15 protein-coding genes and 2 pseudogenes are annotated in these 15,429 nt (G+C 35.6%); 13 read left to right on the top strand and 4 right to left on the bottom strand.

All coding sequences use genetic code 11. From position 1 onward, the window contains the following. Window positions 1–96 precede the first annotated feature (96 nt). The 5 genes from BR30_RS0113110 to BR30_RS0113090 all read left to right on the top strand — a co-directional run bounded on the left by BR30_RS0113110 (window position 97) and on the right by BR30_RS0113090 (window position 4,728). Window positions 97–837: a GTP pyrophosphokinase gene (locus BR30_RS0113110; RefSeq protein ID WP_026565408.1), complete on the top strand. Its 741-nt coding sequence runs from the start codon at window positions 97–99 to the stop codon at window positions 835–837. Window positions 838–966: 129 nt separating this feature from the next. After that, on the top strand, window positions 967–1,512 hold the full coding sequence (locus BR30_RS0113105) for an HD domain-containing protein (protein ID WP_026565407.1): 546 nt from the start codon (window positions 967–969) through the stop codon (window positions 1,510–1,512). Between the two features lie 79 nt (window positions 1,513–1,591). Further along, complete coding sequence (locus BR30_RS0113100) at window positions 1,592–2,560, top strand: MBL fold metallo-hydrolase (protein ID WP_026565406.1); 969 nt, start codon at window positions 1,592–1,594, stop codon at window positions 2,558–2,560. Window positions 2,561–2,979: 419 nt separating this feature from the next. Further along, entirely contained in the window at window positions 2,980–3,438 is a 459-nt protein-coding gene (locus BR30_RS0113095; RefSeq protein WP_026565405.1) for a hypothetical protein, read from the top strand. A gap of 183 nt (window positions 3,439–3,621) precedes the next feature. Continuing rightward, window positions 3,622–4,728: a lactonase family protein gene (locus BR30_RS0113090; RefSeq protein WP_026565404.1), complete on the top strand. Its 1,107-nt coding sequence runs from the start codon at window positions 3,622–3,624 to the stop codon at window positions 4,726–4,728. Between the two features lie 10 nt (window positions 4,729–4,738). On the opposite strand, the gene BR30_RS0113085 is transcribed toward BR30_RS0113090, so the two are convergent. The 3 genes from BR30_RS0113085 to BR30_RS0113075 all read right to left on the bottom strand — a co-directional run bounded on the left by BR30_RS0113085 (window position 4,739) and on the right by BR30_RS0113075 (window position 7,388). Beyond that, a complete protein-coding gene (locus tag BR30_RS0113085; protein WP_026565403.1) occupies window positions 4,739–4,990 on the bottom strand; it encodes a hypothetical protein in 252 nt (83 codons plus the stop codon). Between the two features lie 486 nt (window positions 4,991–5,476). Further along, complete coding sequence (locus BR30_RS0113080) at window positions 5,477–6,751, bottom strand: IS110 family RNA-guided transposase (RefSeq protein ID WP_026565402.1); 1,275 nt, start codon at window positions 6,749–6,751, stop codon at window positions 5,477–5,479. 253 nt (window positions 6,752–7,004) lie between these two features. Next, window positions 7,005–7,388 carry a hypothetical protein gene (locus BR30_RS0113075; protein WP_026565401.1) on the bottom strand — a complete coding sequence of 128 codons (384 nt, stop codon included), beginning with the start codon at window positions 7,386–7,388 and terminating at the stop codon, window positions 7,005–7,007. A gap of 239 nt (window positions 7,389–7,627) precedes the next feature. Here BR30_RS0113075 and BR30_RS0113070 point away from each other — a divergent pair, with 239 nt between their 5' ends. From BR30_RS0113070 to BR30_RS33420, 6 genes and pseudogenes are all read left to right on the top strand, one after another. Beyond that, window positions 7,628–8,086 (top strand): DinB family protein, encoded by a 459-nt coding sequence (locus tag BR30_RS0113070; protein WP_026565400.1) that lies wholly within the window; start codon window positions 7,628–7,630, stop codon window positions 8,084–8,086. Between the two features lie 129 nt (window positions 8,087–8,215). Continuing rightward, a complete protein-coding gene (locus BR30_RS0113065; RefSeq protein ID WP_026565399.1) occupies window positions 8,216–8,545 on the top strand; it encodes a hypothetical protein in 330 nt (109 codons plus the stop codon). A 353-nt stretch (window positions 8,546–8,898) separates the two neighbouring features. Beyond that, window positions 8,899–10,158, top strand: a complete 1,260-nt coding sequence (locus tag BR30_RS33430; RefSeq protein ID WP_035445526.1) for an Nramp family divalent metal transporter — start codon at window positions 8,899–8,901, stop codon at window positions 10,156–10,158. Window positions 10,159–10,335: 177 nt separating this feature from the next. Next, entirely contained in the window at window positions 10,336–10,896 is a 561-nt protein-coding gene (locus BR30_RS0113055; protein WP_051633606.1) for a CBO0543 family protein, read from the top strand. A 295-nt stretch (window positions 10,897–11,191) separates the two neighbouring features. Further along, window positions 11,192–11,910: pseudogene (locus BR30_RS33425) on the top strand (MBL fold metallo-hydrolase). A gap of 175 nt (window positions 11,911–12,085) precedes the next feature. Then, window positions 12,086–13,132 (top strand): endonuclease/exonuclease/phosphatase family protein, encoded by a 1,047-nt coding sequence (locus tag BR30_RS33420; RefSeq protein ID WP_231507707.1) that lies wholly within the window; start codon window positions 12,086–12,088, stop codon window positions 13,130–13,132. 255 nt (window positions 13,133–13,387) lie between these two features. Here the strand turns inward: BR30_RS33420 and BR30_RS0113040 are convergent, their stop codons facing one another. Then, window positions 13,388–13,954: a TetR/AcrR family transcriptional regulator gene (locus tag BR30_RS0113040; RefSeq protein ID WP_026565397.1), complete on the bottom strand. Its 567-nt coding sequence runs from the start codon at window positions 13,952–13,954 to the stop codon at window positions 13,388–13,390. 165 nt (window positions 13,955–14,119) lie between these two features. On the opposite strand from BR30_RS0113040, the gene BR30_RS0113035 reads away from it, so the two are divergent. Then, window positions 14,120–14,728, top strand: a complete 609-nt coding sequence (locus tag BR30_RS0113035; protein WP_026565396.1) for an NAD(P)H-binding protein — start codon at window positions 14,120–14,122, stop codon at window positions 14,726–14,728. Between the two features lie 12 nt (window positions 14,729–14,740). Beyond that, window positions 14,741–15,084 (top strand): annotated as a pseudogene (locus tag BR30_RS38865) (DoxX family protein). Window positions 15,085–15,429 lie beyond the last annotated feature (345 nt).

The raw sequence follows: 15,429 nt of genomic DNA, 5'->3' as shown, positions 1-15,429 counted from the left end.
CGTTTTGGCAAAATAAAACAAAGGGTCTAAGATAAGATTGGAACCGTATATCTATTTAAAAATTGATCAGTTTTGTTTAAAGGAGACATTTTATTAATGGAAGAGTTAGCCCTACAGCATATGATTAAGCTAAGGAATATTATAAACGAATTAAAACGGTTTTCATTGATGTATAAATTTGGATTGGATGAAATGAATACAAAAATAAATATTTTAAAAGAAGAATTTATTCACATCCATGAATATAACCCAATTGAACATACAAATTCAAGGCTAAAATCACCAGAGAGTATTCTAAAGAAGTTGCACTCGAAGAACCTTAGTATTTCTTTGGAATCCATTAAAGAGAATATTAAAGACATTGCGGGGATTCGGATTGTTTGTCCCTTTATCACGGATGTCTATAAAATAAGTCAGATGATTGAAAAACAAAAGGATGTAGAGTTAGTAAAAAGGAAGGATTATATAAAGAATCCAAAACCGAACGGTTATCATAGTCTCCATCTAATTATTAAAATCCCTGTTTTTATGTCAGACAAAGTAGAAATGGTGTTCGTGGAACTGCAAATACGTACAATTGCCATGGATTTTTGGGCAAGTCTGGAACATAAAATATACTATAAATATGACAAGGAAATACCAGAGTGGATAAAAAATGATTTAAAAGAGGCAGCACTTTCAGCTTCTGAGTTGGATTTCAAAATGGAGAAGATAAATAATGAAGTAGCTACCCTCAAAAAGAGAGGAGATGGAGAAGCTGTTCCAATTATTTTCGATGAAACACTGAATATCCCTCATACTTTAATAAAGTCCATCTTTAAAGATGAAGAAAACTAAGAGGGCTACCAGATATGGAAGCTGTTTCCAAGTACGAATACTGACAAGGGACCCAGGAAATCTGATGCATTTTCCGAATCAATATAAAATAAAATTTATAAAAGTGGAAATCACAAGGGGGAAATCCAGATGAATATCGTTCAAAAAGCAATAAATTTTGCAGCAGTAGCCCATCGAAATCAGATGAGAAAAGCAACAGATATTCCCTATATCTCTCATCCTTTTGCTGTGGGGATGCTTTTGCAAAAGGAGAAGTGTTCAGATTCTGTTATCGCTGCAGGTATCCTTCATGATACTCTTGAAGATACCGATACAAATTATGAAACTTTAGTAGAGAATTTTGGAGAATATATTGCGAATTTAGTAAGAGCTGCTTCTGAACCTGATAAAACCCTCCCTTGGCAGGAAAGAAAACAACATACCATCGATATACTAAAAGAATTATCTATAGAGGAAATACAAGTCATCACTGCTGATAAACTACATAATCTGCAATCCATTAAGGAAGACCGAGAAACGATTGGCGAGAAGGTGTGGGAGCGCTTTAACCATGGCATGAAAGATCAGCATTGGTATTATGCTAGTATTGTAAAAGAATTAGCACCTAGAAAAGAAGAATTTACACTGATACGCGAGTTGGATGTGGAAGTAATATCTGTGTTTGGGTCTTTATAGTTCCCTTCAAATGTTGAAATTTACGCTCTTAAATAATGGATATGTAAGACCTACTCTATAAGCAGGAGAAACCCAATAAATGAAAAAATACGAAAATCAATTACCGACTACAATGACGATGGGATGGAAGTCGATGATTAGCATGCTGAGAGATTCTCTCACACGGGCTGCGAATGGGAGACCCATGGCTGTAATCGATGCGGAAACATTCCTACCAGCTGAGACTCTTTCAATCTCTGATGCTCCTCGGGTCACATGGTTTGGCCACTCGGCTTTTTTTCTCGAAATAGAAGGCAAGAGACTTTTATTTGATCCCATGTTCGGTCCTCGTCCTTCACCTGTTTCGTGGGCAGGTACCAAGAGATACAAAAATAATCTTTCTGTGCAGCTGGAGGATTTTCCGACACTCGATGCAATCATTATTTCCCACGATCATTATGATCATCTAGATTACCAATCCATTCGTAAATTAAAGGGTAAAGCATCGCGGTTTTTTGTACCGCTCGGTGTTCGTCAACGTTTAATCAAATGGGGCGTTCCTACAGAAAAAATTACCGAACATGCTTGGTGGGAGGAATTGGAATTCAAAGGACTCACACTGGCTTGTACACCGGCAAGACATTTCTCTGGAAGGGGATTATTTGACCGTGATTCTACCATGTGGTGCTCGTGGGTAATTGCAGGCCGGGAGACGAAGATTTACTTCAGTGGGGACAGCGGATATGGTCCTCACTTTAAAGAAATTGGCGAAAAATATGGTCCGTTTAATTTAACATTGTTAGAATGCGGGCAATACGACGAGCGATGGTCCAGTATTCATATGATGCCGGAAGAGACGGTACAAGCTCATTTGGATCTTGGAGGACAGTTGTTAATTCCCGTTCATTGGGGTGCGTTTACACTTGCCTTTCATGCTTGGACAGATCCGGTGGAAAGAGTAACAGAAGCGGCATTAAAACACCAGGTCAATATTTCAACACCTAAAATAGGGGAAACGGTCGTAATTACTTCAAAAAATTTTCCGACTAAGCAGTGGTGGAGGATTTAATTAGAATACCACGGTAATTATTCACTAATATTTTAAAATAATCTAAAAATAGATAGGGACGGAAATCAATTACTTGTTCATCTGAGGGATTCTTTCTAGAAGATACGGCTGTCTTAAAGTAAGCCGTTCTCTTTTGAGGTACTCGCATAGCCAAAAGCAAGTATAAAAAACAGTTATGAGTTAATAATCAGTAGATACTACACACTTACGGAGGCACGATTTTATGTTCGACGGCAGAATTTTATCTGCAAACCTAACATTGTGAAAATATGTACTTAACAACGGGTGCAAGAGTTGAATATCTGGCTGCCATTTTCGGCAGTCTTTTTCTTATAGTGCTTACTGGCAGGTTGAACAAGGACTAATACCAGAATAATTGAACAATGATAAGATAAAAATAGTTAAAAAAGGACATTTTTATGATTGGACTTATTTTTGCAGTTATTATTTTTAATTTAATTGCTTTTAAAACTAACAAGCGGCTTACTAAAAATCAAATTGTTCATATTTGGTCGTTCACGATTTCTTTACAGATTATAGCTGATTTGTATATTGACCAAAAATACCACGGTTATTGGTACTTTACACAAAATGTTTATTGGGAATCTTTACCAACCCTTTCAATGCTTTTACCACCTGTTAATATGATGTTTTTGAATTGGTATCCATTAAACTCTACATTGTTAAAAAGAATTCTTTATTTTATTTATTGGTTAATATTTATGGCGATATATGAAGTAATAGCATTACTTCCAGAACCTTGGGGGTACTTCAATTATGGATGGTGGAAATTGGAGTTTTCTATTATTGCAGACCCTATATTGTTAGTAATTTTACTTAATTATTATAAATGGATTTGTAAGATTGAAAAAAGTTAACTACGAGTGTCTAACCTAAGATTGAAGCTGTCATTTTGGCAGCTTTTTTTATTGTGCAAAAGGGGGAGGTTAGTGTGATAAGTGGACAATAATCCACCTATCTTTTGAACCAATTTACTTCAAATTGGGGAATTGAAATTGCAAATGTACCATATAAAGTAATGAAAGGAGGAGAGTCATAAAATGCAGATAATGAGTGATATTCGTGCGAGTGTAAGTATGGTTTACATGATGACCAATAATGAAGTAAGGAATCAAGTCATTGCCTTTTACAGAAACATGAATGGCATGCTTACCTTCGTGGGATCCTTCCCAACATATGGCAGAGGGACTGGTACAAAGGAAGTCTCCACTGCAACAGCAAACGATGGCGTCGATCCCCTTGCGTCACAAGGCGCCCTAACCTTGTCGCGTGACGGGCGTTTCCTGCTAGCCGTTAATGCGGGTAGTAATAATATCAGCAGTTTCATCATAACTGACAGCGGAGCACCCTTTCTCGTGGATGTGAAGCCATCTGGTGGTGCTCAGCCCAATAGCGTGGATGTGTTTGGTAATCTTCTCTATGTTTCCAATGTAGGTGATCCCACCAATAATTTTTCCTCCAATATCACCGGTTTTCGCATAGATGCTAACGGACGCCTTACTCTTATTCCCGGATCAACCCACTCTCTCAGCGCCTTCAATGCCCAGCCGGCGCAGGTTCTATTCACTCCAGATGGTAGCAAAATCCTTGTATCCGAGCTTACTTCAAACCATCTCAGTGTATTCCATGTGAATCAAAATGGTACGGTTACAGGACCCGTCGTTAATGATTCTTATGGTCGAGGACCATTGGGTTCTTATTTTCTATCCTCTGGGATCCTCTTAGTTACTGAAGCAGATTCAAATGCCCTGTCATCCTATTCAATGAGCAACGACGGTATCCTTCATGTGATCAGTGGATCTGTACCAAATGGATATAAAACTGCATGCTGGGTTGTTACAACAAAGGATGAACGTTTTGCATATGTTACCAACACTTTAAGCGGTACCATCTCTACTTACCAAATCGATCCCAATGGAGGATTGTCGGTAGTAAGACATATTACCAGTACACCACCAGGTACAGCCCCAGGTCTTCCGATGGACGTTGGTGTGAGTAAGGACGGACGGCATTTTTACACCCTTAACGGAAATCAGGGTACAGTGTCAGTATTTAATATCCAAGATGATGGCAGTCTAGTAAGATTGCAGGTTGCTGCCTGGACTAACATTCCTTACTTTGGTTCACAAGGTTTAGCTGTTCTTTGATTCTATTGGTTCAACATACTTCACGCATAAAAAATACAGGAGCTGGTAAAAACAAGGCTGCCGACATATTTATTTTACCACACATATTTTGTTTAATTTCGCCATATTGCTTTTTCAATTCCTGTTGAATTGAGGGATAAAGCATAATGAAAATCAAGTCATCACGCACCTGTACATCATTTTTAGTTACGGTTTCGGCTTTGACAGGTGAATAAGAGAAAAGAGAGAAGCAGGCGATCAATATTAAAAGGCTTTTTTTCATAAAAATCCTCCATTCCAGGTTTCTCTTAGAATGAACAATTAAAGAAATTCTTATTAAGCTCCCTCAGTTAGATACGATTATCTCTCAAATACTCACTTATTCGCAGGATTTCAAATCACTTGAAAGAACGTAGGGGACTGATCAAATGAGTTTTAATAATTCTGGCTGCATGGAGGCGTACTTAAATAAAGGAGGTAGTTTTAACTCCAATAATTTCCATATAATGTACGTATTCTCCACGCCACCCTTGGAGGTTTTCGCTCCCATGTCTCAACGGGTCAAATGCCCTCTCATTCCTTCGTCATACCTATCCAAGTGGTAGAGGCCGGTCTTTCTAACGGAATGGGTCAGTGCCCTTTTGCTTAATAAATCCGGTACTTCGTACTTTCTTTGAAATCCTACGAATAAGCCAATATTCGAAAGATATTAATCTTAAAGTTATTAGTTATTCTGTTGTTACTATAAAAGAATTAATTTTTGTTTAAGTTATGCAGCAATTGGTACTATTGGTTTTACTTTGTGTGGACGATAAGATTCATTTTTTCGGGCTATTCCAACTAAAACTCTTGCGAGTTTATGAATTAATTTCATAATCGATTTCATTTTTTTCATCTTTTTCACTTTAACATTGTTAGCGTGCAGCTCTTTAAAATCAGGGTTGTTCATGACTAGACTCATAGTTGCTAAGTACAAGAAGCGTCTCAAACGAGATCTCCCACGTTTAGAGAGGACAATCTGACCTTTCCATTTACCTGAACTAGCCTCTGCCAGATGTAAGCCAGCATGACGCAATAAAGAGTTACCGTGTGCGAATCCGCTTAGATCTCCTGCTTCTCCTAAAATGCCTGCAAGGGCAATCTCGCTAATCCCATTGATGGCAAGTAACTTTCTCGCGAAAGGAATTCGTTTAAGGACGTCAGTGACTTCCTTTTCAACTCGTCCAAGTTGGGCTGTTGCTAGATCAAACTCTTCAATTAATTGTTCGAGATGTAGTTTATAAGCATCAAGTGCTTGTCGCGTTCCAACTGAATGCTTAGCTAATTCAATTAATTGTTGTGCTTTTTTTAACCCAGGTTGTCTCTTCATTTGAGTTTTCCAGCCTTTAACGATATCTAGTGCTTTCATTGAACGAAGTTCATTTGGTGTAGGGAATAAGCGAAGAGTGGCTATTGCACCTTTCCCTTTAACATCTTTGAATACCTGTCGAAGTTCAGGGAATACAATATCTACCCATCGGTTAATTTGATTGATAGCACTAACTAGTCTTTTAACCGTCATATCACGGTTAGACATTAACACTCTGAGTTTTTCAAAGGCCTCTGAAGTAGGACGAATAAAGGAATAGTAACCATTCTTGACCATATCAGCGATAACAAGGGCATCTTTTTTATCACTTTTGGATTGGGAATTATCACGGTTTTCCTTATTCTTTTTTACCAGATGGGGGTTAACAGTTACTGCTTCAATATCTTGATAATATAGCCATTTTGAAAGGTTAATCCAGTAATGTCCTGTAGGTTCCATACCAACTATTGTGGAATCAAATCCTTTTAAGGATTTTAACTGCTTAATCCATTGTAGTAATTTCGCAAAACCATCTTCATTATTTTCAAATGTAAGAGGCTCTCCGACTACAATCCCACGGAAATTCACAGCTCTAGCTACATGCAATTCTTGAGCAATATCTACACCAACTACAAGGTGCTTATCAGAAATTCTCTCTATTAGTTGATTTTGCTTGTCTTGCATTTTAAACTTCATATAAGGGCTTCCTCCTTAAGGTTTTTGAGTTAGAGTTGTGTCTATACTCATATCTTACTGAGGGGCCCTGTTTTTTTCAAAGTTAATAATTAGTGATCTACAGGAATTCTAACGGGTGCTTTTGTTAAGGATGTTGATCGCTGCGGCGGTCTTTTTTTCTTGTTGAACTAACGGGGCAGTTTAGTTGAGGAAGTAATTAATGATTAAAGTCGCATTTGAGACAAATTGTACAATAAAAAACAGGAGATTCCTGTTATTCTTTCATAAATCTTTTTCTTAAAAAAAATAGTATATGAAAATATGTATAAATTGCAATTATAGCAATAATAATCATTTCTACATTATTCCAATTTAAATACAACCCAAAGAATCCTGCTGCAAGGCTGTAAAGTAAGAATTGAAATAAGTATAACTTTTTGGTATTGGACACAACTGTTAATTTTATAACAAAATCAATCAACAAAGTAACAGGTATACCACAAATAAAATAAATTAGAACTTCATATGCTGCAACGAATATTGCATTTCCCCATTCATAATTATCATCGATGTTGAAGTTCAGAATTGCAAGGCTTAACAGTGAAGACAATGGAGCAGAAAGAACAATAGCAATTAATATAATAAAGAATTTTTTCATAATAGCACCTCTAGGAGTATACTACCATTTTCATTGTTTTTAGTTAATACGTATTTCGAGAAAAATGTGCAGCAAATGAGAAGGTGCTTCTTCAACTAACGGGTGCTAGAGTTAAAGAGGGAACTGTTGAGGCAGACCCTTTTCTTGTTGTGCTAATGGGGCAGGTTAGTTTAAGAAGGGATATTAATGTCTTTAGTCGAATATTGTTTTTTAGATACATATTGAAGGGGTGAAGGCGTGTGGAAGATATAATAAATGGAATAAACCACTGGATACAAACATTACCGAAGGTATATAACTTAATGTCAGAAACAGAAATATCAAATCGCCCATTACCAAATAAATGGTCCAAAAAAGAGATTTTAGGACATCTATGCGACTCTGCAATAAATAATATTAATAGGTTTATAAAGATTCAGTACGAAGAACAACCATTTGTTATCCAATCATATAATCAAAACCAATGGGTAATACTTCAGAATTATCAAGAAAGACCACTTGATGAGATATTAAACCTTTTTTTAGCATTAAATAAGCAAATCATAAATACTATATCGAATATTCCAAAAGAGAGATTATCAAATCTTTGTGATATAGGAAATAATCAACAAGAAACATTAGAGTGGCTCGTAAAAGATTATCTTAAACATATGGAACATCATATTAACAACCAAATCCTTATTAAAAATAATGCCTAATATTGATACTGCTTCTTTAACTAACGGGTGCTTATGTTAAGTAAAGGAGTTGCTATGGCTGCTCTTTTTTTCTTATTGTGCTAGGATCAGCTTTAGCGAGCGATGAAATATTCTTAATGAGGGATAATTATGAATACCAATGAATTAAGAGCATGGGCTCAAAAACATGACGTAGAAAAGAAAACAATTGATTGTTTTTGGGAGGCTATGAACTCTTATGAAGAACAAGAAAATGAACCTTTCTTTGAGGCTGATATTGATAAAAGTCAATTGGTGCTAAATCTAAATAGTGTTGGTCTTTTCATCGATGCATGGAATAAGGACTCCTATTTTCAATATGGTTTTGACTATATAATTTCTTATTTACAAGTCATTTATAGCGAGGAGCATTTAGGTGCTTACAAGTTGTTTTTTAAACTGGATGGGGAAATTTTTGATGATAGTTTTTCACCATTTTAAGGTTCTTCTTCAACTAACGGGTGCAATAGTTAAAGATTAGATCGCTGCGGCGGTCTTTTTGCTTGTTCAGCTAACGGAGCAGGTTTGTTGAAGAAGAATCTCAAATAGCATAGCCTGTTAAAAAGAAAGCAAACTAAAATAGTGGTGCCGATAACGAAAAAAATTTGGAAAAAATACTACTCCGATATCTTTAAATACTGTATTTATTATTGTTGGTATCTAATCAATTAGAAAGCCCAATAACTTCATTATGTCGGGTTTGCAACCTGAGACCCCTAAAAAGCATTAGCGAAAAAAAGTTTACCGAAAATAAACTATAAGTTCGGAAAAAAGAAGGAGGTTGGACCCAAAAATTGTCTAACTCTTTGAATAGAACTTCTAATTCTCCTGTAAAAGGAGATTCTAATGGAATTAAAAGATTGCTGCCTTTTTTAGGTCCTGCGTTTATTGCTGCTGTGGCATATATCGATCCAGGTAATTATGCAACAAACATTTCGGCAGGGTCTAAGTATGGATACACATTATTATGGGTCATTTTAGTCTCTAATTTAATGGCTGTTTTGATTCAAACGATGTCTGCCAAGTTAGGGATTGCAACAGGTAAAAACCTCCCTGAAGTTTGCCGAGAAAAATTTTCAAAGAAGACTTCCATACTTTTATGGATACAAGCTGAACTTGTCGTTATGGCAACAGATCTGGCAGAATTTATTGGTGCATCGCTTGGAATCTATTTACTCTTTGATATCCCACTTGTTTTCGCCGCTATTATTGCAGCCATTGGTTCATTCGTCATTTTGGAGATTCAAAGGCGAGGAATGCGTCCGTTAGAAGCTGTTATTACAGCTATGATTTTTATTGTTGTAATTGTTTTTGGGGTTCAAGTTTTCTATGCAGCACCAGATGCAACGGCAATTCTCTCTGGTCTTTTCACGCTCAAATTTCAGGATGTTGATAGCGTTTTATTAGGGGCTGGGATGCTGGGAGCAACAGTGATGCCACATGCCATTTATCTGCATTCTGCCTTAACACAAAATAGAATTGTCGGAGAAACTGAAGAAGAACGGAAAAAGATTTTTAAATATGAGTTTGTAGATGTCATTATTGCGATGATTATTGCAGGTGGGATAAACGCGAGTATGTTAATCGTCTCAGCGGCATTATTTAATAAAAACGGACTTAATGTAAGTGATTTAGAAGTTGCTTTTAATGAATTTGGAAAAATACTTGGACCCTTTGTGGCAATATGTTTTGGAATTGGATTGTTATCCGCAGGATTATCAAGTTCTTCAGTTGGTACTATGTCAGGTGACATCATTATGCAAGGCTTTATTAAACGACGCATACCTATTTATTTGAGACGATTTATAACAATGATACCGCCGTTAGGAATAATTCTAATGGGAATTAATCCTTCTAAAGCTCTTGTTATAAGTCAAGTTGTTCTCTCTTTTGGAATTGCTTTTGCTTTAATACCTTTAATAATGTTTACAAGTAACAAAAAACTAATGGGGAAACTTGTAAACCATTTAGTAACTTCAATCTGTGCGTGGATAATTGCCGTACTTATTATAAGTCTTAATTTATTTTTGTTATATCATACTTTTATTAACTAAAGAACGTTTTTACCTCCTATTTATTCTAAGTTTCTTTTTAAGCTTACGGGTCAAGAGTTGACGATTCAGCTGCCAAAAATTCTTGGTGGCTTTTTCTTATTCAGCTAACGAAGCAGGATAGTTAAACAAGGATGCGGAATACTATTGCTATATATTCTTTTTAAAGGTGAATAAAAAATGACACCATTAATTAGTAAAGAAGAAATTATAAGCTCTAATAAGTTTTTTCAAAGAATTCATCAAGTAGAAGTGGATTATGCAAACTATTGGAAAGAACATACGTTATGGCAGTGGGAATTTTGGCTCTCAGTAGCATTATCAATAATTCCTTGGCTAGTATGGATAAAACTGCGAAAGCGTGGAAGTGAGGCAAGATTACTTTTAGCTGGAAGTTTTGTGTTAATAGTAGCGTCTTGGTTTGATTTTTTGGGACTTGTTTTTGGACTCTGGCATTATTCTGGAAGAGTATTGCCTACCATACCATCGTTTTTACCTTGGGATTTTACTTTAATACCTGTCACTCTTATGCTTTGGCTACAATTTAAACCAACTCTAAACCCCTTTTTTAAAGCAGTTATTTATTCCGCACTGACTTCTTTTATAGGTGAACCTTTATTTGAATGGATTGGATTTTATACTACTGTAAAATGGAGTGTTTTTTATTCTTTTCCAATTCATATTATTATCTATTTAATTGCTTATCGCATTAGTAAGGCTAAATCATTTGATCCTTTGTAATAACTTAACGAATAGATTGTGAGTAAATTCACTTATACTAACGGGGGCAAGAGTTAAGGATCGGGATGGCTGCGGCGATCCCTTTTTCTTATTGCACTAACGAAGCAGTTTAGTACAATTAGACATTAACTAAATGTAAATGTAATGGTGAAATTTTTTGAAAATAAATATTGACAAAAAATTTTATTTATGGTATAATATTAAATTTGTATATTGAAAATATCCTCTTTGGATGGTAAATTAATCCTAAGTAATTTTTTAGAAAAAACTTACTTATAATTTGGGAGGAGATTAAATGAGAATCGATAAAGGATTGGCAATGTTAGAATTAAAAATTCAAGGTTTCGGATTAAACCCAACATTGATATGGGATAATGAAATGGCTATTTTAGTTGATACTGGTATGCCTGGACAATTGGAACAAATACGTCTTGCTATGAGTGAAGTCGGAGTCTCCTTTGATAAATTGAAAGCCGTAATTATAACTCATCAGGATTTAGACCACATAGGTTCCCTCCCAGAAATACTAAACCAATCCAATAACCATATAGAAGTGTATGCAAATATTTTCGACAAACCATATATTGAAGGAACGTTACCTCTTATTAAAACAGACCCGAATCGAATGAGTAAAGAACAATGGTCATCATTACCAGAACAAATGCAATTTTTATATAAGAATCCTCCGAAATCAAAGGTAGATAAAACATTAGAAGACGGTGAAGAACTTTCATATTGTGGTGGTATTCAAATTATTTTTACACCAGGGCACACTCCTGGTCATATTAGTCTCTATTTAAAGCAAAGCAAAGCAAAGCTCTTGTCGCAGGTGATGCTATGGTAGTAGTAGATGGTGTTTTACGGAGACCCATACCACAAACGACATTGGATTTGAAAACTGCAATTGACTCTCTTGAGAAATTTTTAGACCTTGATATTGAAAAAGTGATTTGTTACCACGGGGGGTTATGTAATATTAAGGATAAAAAACAAATTGGAGACTTATTGAGCTAACGGGTGCTTTAGCTCAAGAACGATTTTGTTGCTTCTGCAGCATTTTTTCGTTGTTCCACTAAGGTGCAGAATCCTCCAATAATTAAAATGTATAGTTACCCTAGTGATATTGCCGTTACAATGTGCTATCTTGCCTCATCTAATATTAGTATATTTAAGAAATGAGGTGACTTTTTTGAATCGTAATGTTTCGTTTTTAACGTGGAACATCTATTTTGGAACTATCTTATCGCCTTTAGTAGGAACCACTCCAGAGGAACTCCCACAACGTGTTACTGAGGTCTTTAGACTGTTTCAAGCAACAAATTTTCCGGTACGAGCAGGGGCTATTGCTGATCAAATTGCAAGAAAAAAACCAGATATAATAGGTCTTCAAGAAGCAGCAATATGGCAACTTTTGTTACCTCAAAATTCTGAAGTAGCAGTAGAGTATGATTTTGTTTCGATCCTTCTCAAGGAGTTAAAAAAAAGAGGATTGCATTATGAGGTTTTAGCAATAGTAGACACTACGGATGTTACGTTACCTAGTAGCACCGGCTTCAACGTTCGATTTGTAGATCGAGATGCGATTTTGGTGCGAAAAAATTCAGGACTTACGTTCTCAAATATAGAAACAGAGAATTTTGATGCTTTTCTTACCGTTCCAGTTGGCGGTAATCCTGAGAAACTCCTGTTTGGTTTTATATCTGTTGATGTCGGAATATTCGGAAAGAAATTTAGACTCGTAAATACTCATTTACAACCCGCTGCCGACCCCGTTACACTTCAAATACAACTCGCTCAAGCTGATGAACTTTTAAAAGGCCCAGGAGACACTGATCTTCCCTTAGTATTCATAGGGGATTTCAACTCAAATTCTGACGGCAGTGGTCCAACTTACAACAAATTGATTAGTGAGGGTGGATTTACAGATACATGGGAAATCGCAGGAAAAGGCGATGGATTTACATGTTGCCAGGATGCTGATGTATTAAATTTGATCTCGCAACTATTTGTTAGAATAGATTTAATTCTCTTTCGAGGCGATTTCAAAGTTAAAAAAGTGGACGTTGTAGGAGAAAAGCAAGAGGATCGTACACCAACGGCACTATGGCCGTCCGACCACGCAGGAGTGTTTGGAAGTTTACATTTAGAGGATCATCATGATCATCACCATGATGAAAGCAGTGATGAGAGTAGTGAACATCATCACCATCATCCACCTCATAAAAGAAAGCCGTGACGAGAGTAGCGACTAATTTTTGAAAGTCAGATTGACCGTTTCTTGATTAAAAAGGAGCGGTCTAATTATTTTGGATAGATAATCCTTATTAAAGTAACGGGTGCAAGAGTTGAAGGTCCAGCCGCCATTTGGTGGCTTTTTCTTATTGAAGTAACGAAGCAGGTTAGTTCAACAAGTGTTTCATTACGTTGTTAATCAAAACGTAAAATTAAGTTTAACAAGTATACAAATAAAAAAGAAGGTATAAACCTTCCTTTATCGATAGGTCATCCCGTTTAATAAATAGGGCATTGCTATTTTTATATATTTCTCGGCTGATAACGAGCTATTATGATGCCAATCAACACAAGCTCCGTAAATACCCCAACTTAACATAACTGCACCAATTTTTAATGCTTCCTTTTCACTTTTAAGGTCTTGTTTTAATAGTAGGGAATAAAATACAGTTTCCAATTCTTTTTTAATTTTATTTTCAATCATAGTACTAAATGATTCATAACTTTTTTTACATTGTGTCCTTAAATCATTTTGAAATTTAGTAACTGAAAGGAAGATTTTTGTAATTGACTCTTCATCTAATTGGTCGTGACAACTCAATTTCTCTTGTATATTTTTTAATATGTTTTCTGAAAGAACGGCATCTTGTAAATCGTACTTATCTACAAAATGAGCGTAAAATGTTGCTCGATTAACTGTTGCTTCATCGGTGATGTCTTTTATAGTAATGTCTTTGAAATCTTTGAGTTGTACCACTTTGATAAAAGAATCAATTAAAAGTCTTCTAGTTCGTAAAATACGTGGGTCTACTTTTGATATTTCCATTCTAATCCCTCTCTTTTTAAAAGATAAAACAACAATTAAAACCATTTGTTGTGTAAACGACAAAACGAAAAAACTGATGATTGAGAAAGAAATTATCTTAGATTACAATAAATTATACAACAAGTGTTGTTTAAACGAAAGGTGTTTTGAGAGGAGTAATCAACATTGAATATTACTTTATTTGGTGCGAATGGGTTAATAGGTCAGCTGGTTTTAAAAGAGGCTCTTGAAAATTCAATTTCCATCACGCATAAAAAGTTAAAAGTTATCGTGGGTGATTTATCACATAAAGAAAAAGTAGAAGAAGCTATTCGAGAAGCAGATGTTGTGATTAGTACACTTGGTCCAGCGTTAGATAAATCAAGAAAGGTTAAGAGCTTACCAATAGCAGCTGGACATAAGAATATCCTTAGCATTATGGAAAAACTGGATAAAAAACGAATCATCACTTTAGGTACACCAACAGTAAAAGCGAAGGAAGACCAAAATCAATTTGCAACGGTGGTTCCAGGAATATTGGCGAAATGGTTATTTCCAACGGGCTATCAAGAAATGAAAACCATCGAACAGCTTATTAATCATTCTAACTTAGATTGGACCCTTGTTCGAATTATTAATCCAAATGTAAAACATAGTAGTCAGGAATATACCATTTCACTAGGCGACACCAAAGCTAAAATGGGTGTCACAAGAGAAAATGTAGCTCAATGTATTTATGACATTGCAAAAAATAATATATTTATCAAACAAATGCCGATTGTGTTTAATAAATAAGGGGGAGTTATAATGACAATTTTAGGATGGGTTTTACAAGGTTTATTAGCTGCAATGTTTTTAATGGCTGGGTTTGGAAAAGTGACAGGCTCAAAAATGCACCGCGAAGCATTTGTTCACTGGCGTTTACCACAGTGGTTTCGTATTGTTCTGGGTTAGTGGAGTTAATTGGTGCAGCATTATTAATAATTGGTTATTGGCAAAATGATTTCGCAATTGCAGGGGCATTATTAATTGGTGTGACAGCCATAGGAGGATTAATTACACATTTACGTGTAAAAGATGGATTTAAAGAAACATTTATGATTGTACTACTAGGAATAATTGCTTTTTTGTTACTATTTATTATTATTTAACTGGTAGTAAGTTTAGTTTATTGTTCAACTAAAGGAGTGCGATTCTTCAAATTGAAGGTCGCATTTTTTCTTATCCACAAGAAAGATTGTGAAATATTGTACTGATATGAACGAAACTGTCAATGCTCCCTACCAAATTGGTTTTGGTTTCGGTTTATGTGCAACTCTAAGAAGAGAAGCGTTTTTCGGCTTCTTTGCTTTTTAGTTGGGTTTCAGCCTTTTCAAGGCTAGGGAATCTCCTTCTCAGCTTACTAACTGCTCCTCAATCTCCAAATTGGCTGTCAAGTGCTCTCCTTGACAGCCAATTTGGAGATTGAGATACTTTTTAAAGCTGAGAATGAATAA

The sequence above is a fragment of the Bacillus sp. UNC41MFS5 genome, from assembly GCF_000686805.1.
The sequence above is the reverse complement of the archived record's forward strand: the minus strand, read 5'-3'. Positions and strand labels throughout refer to the sequence as shown.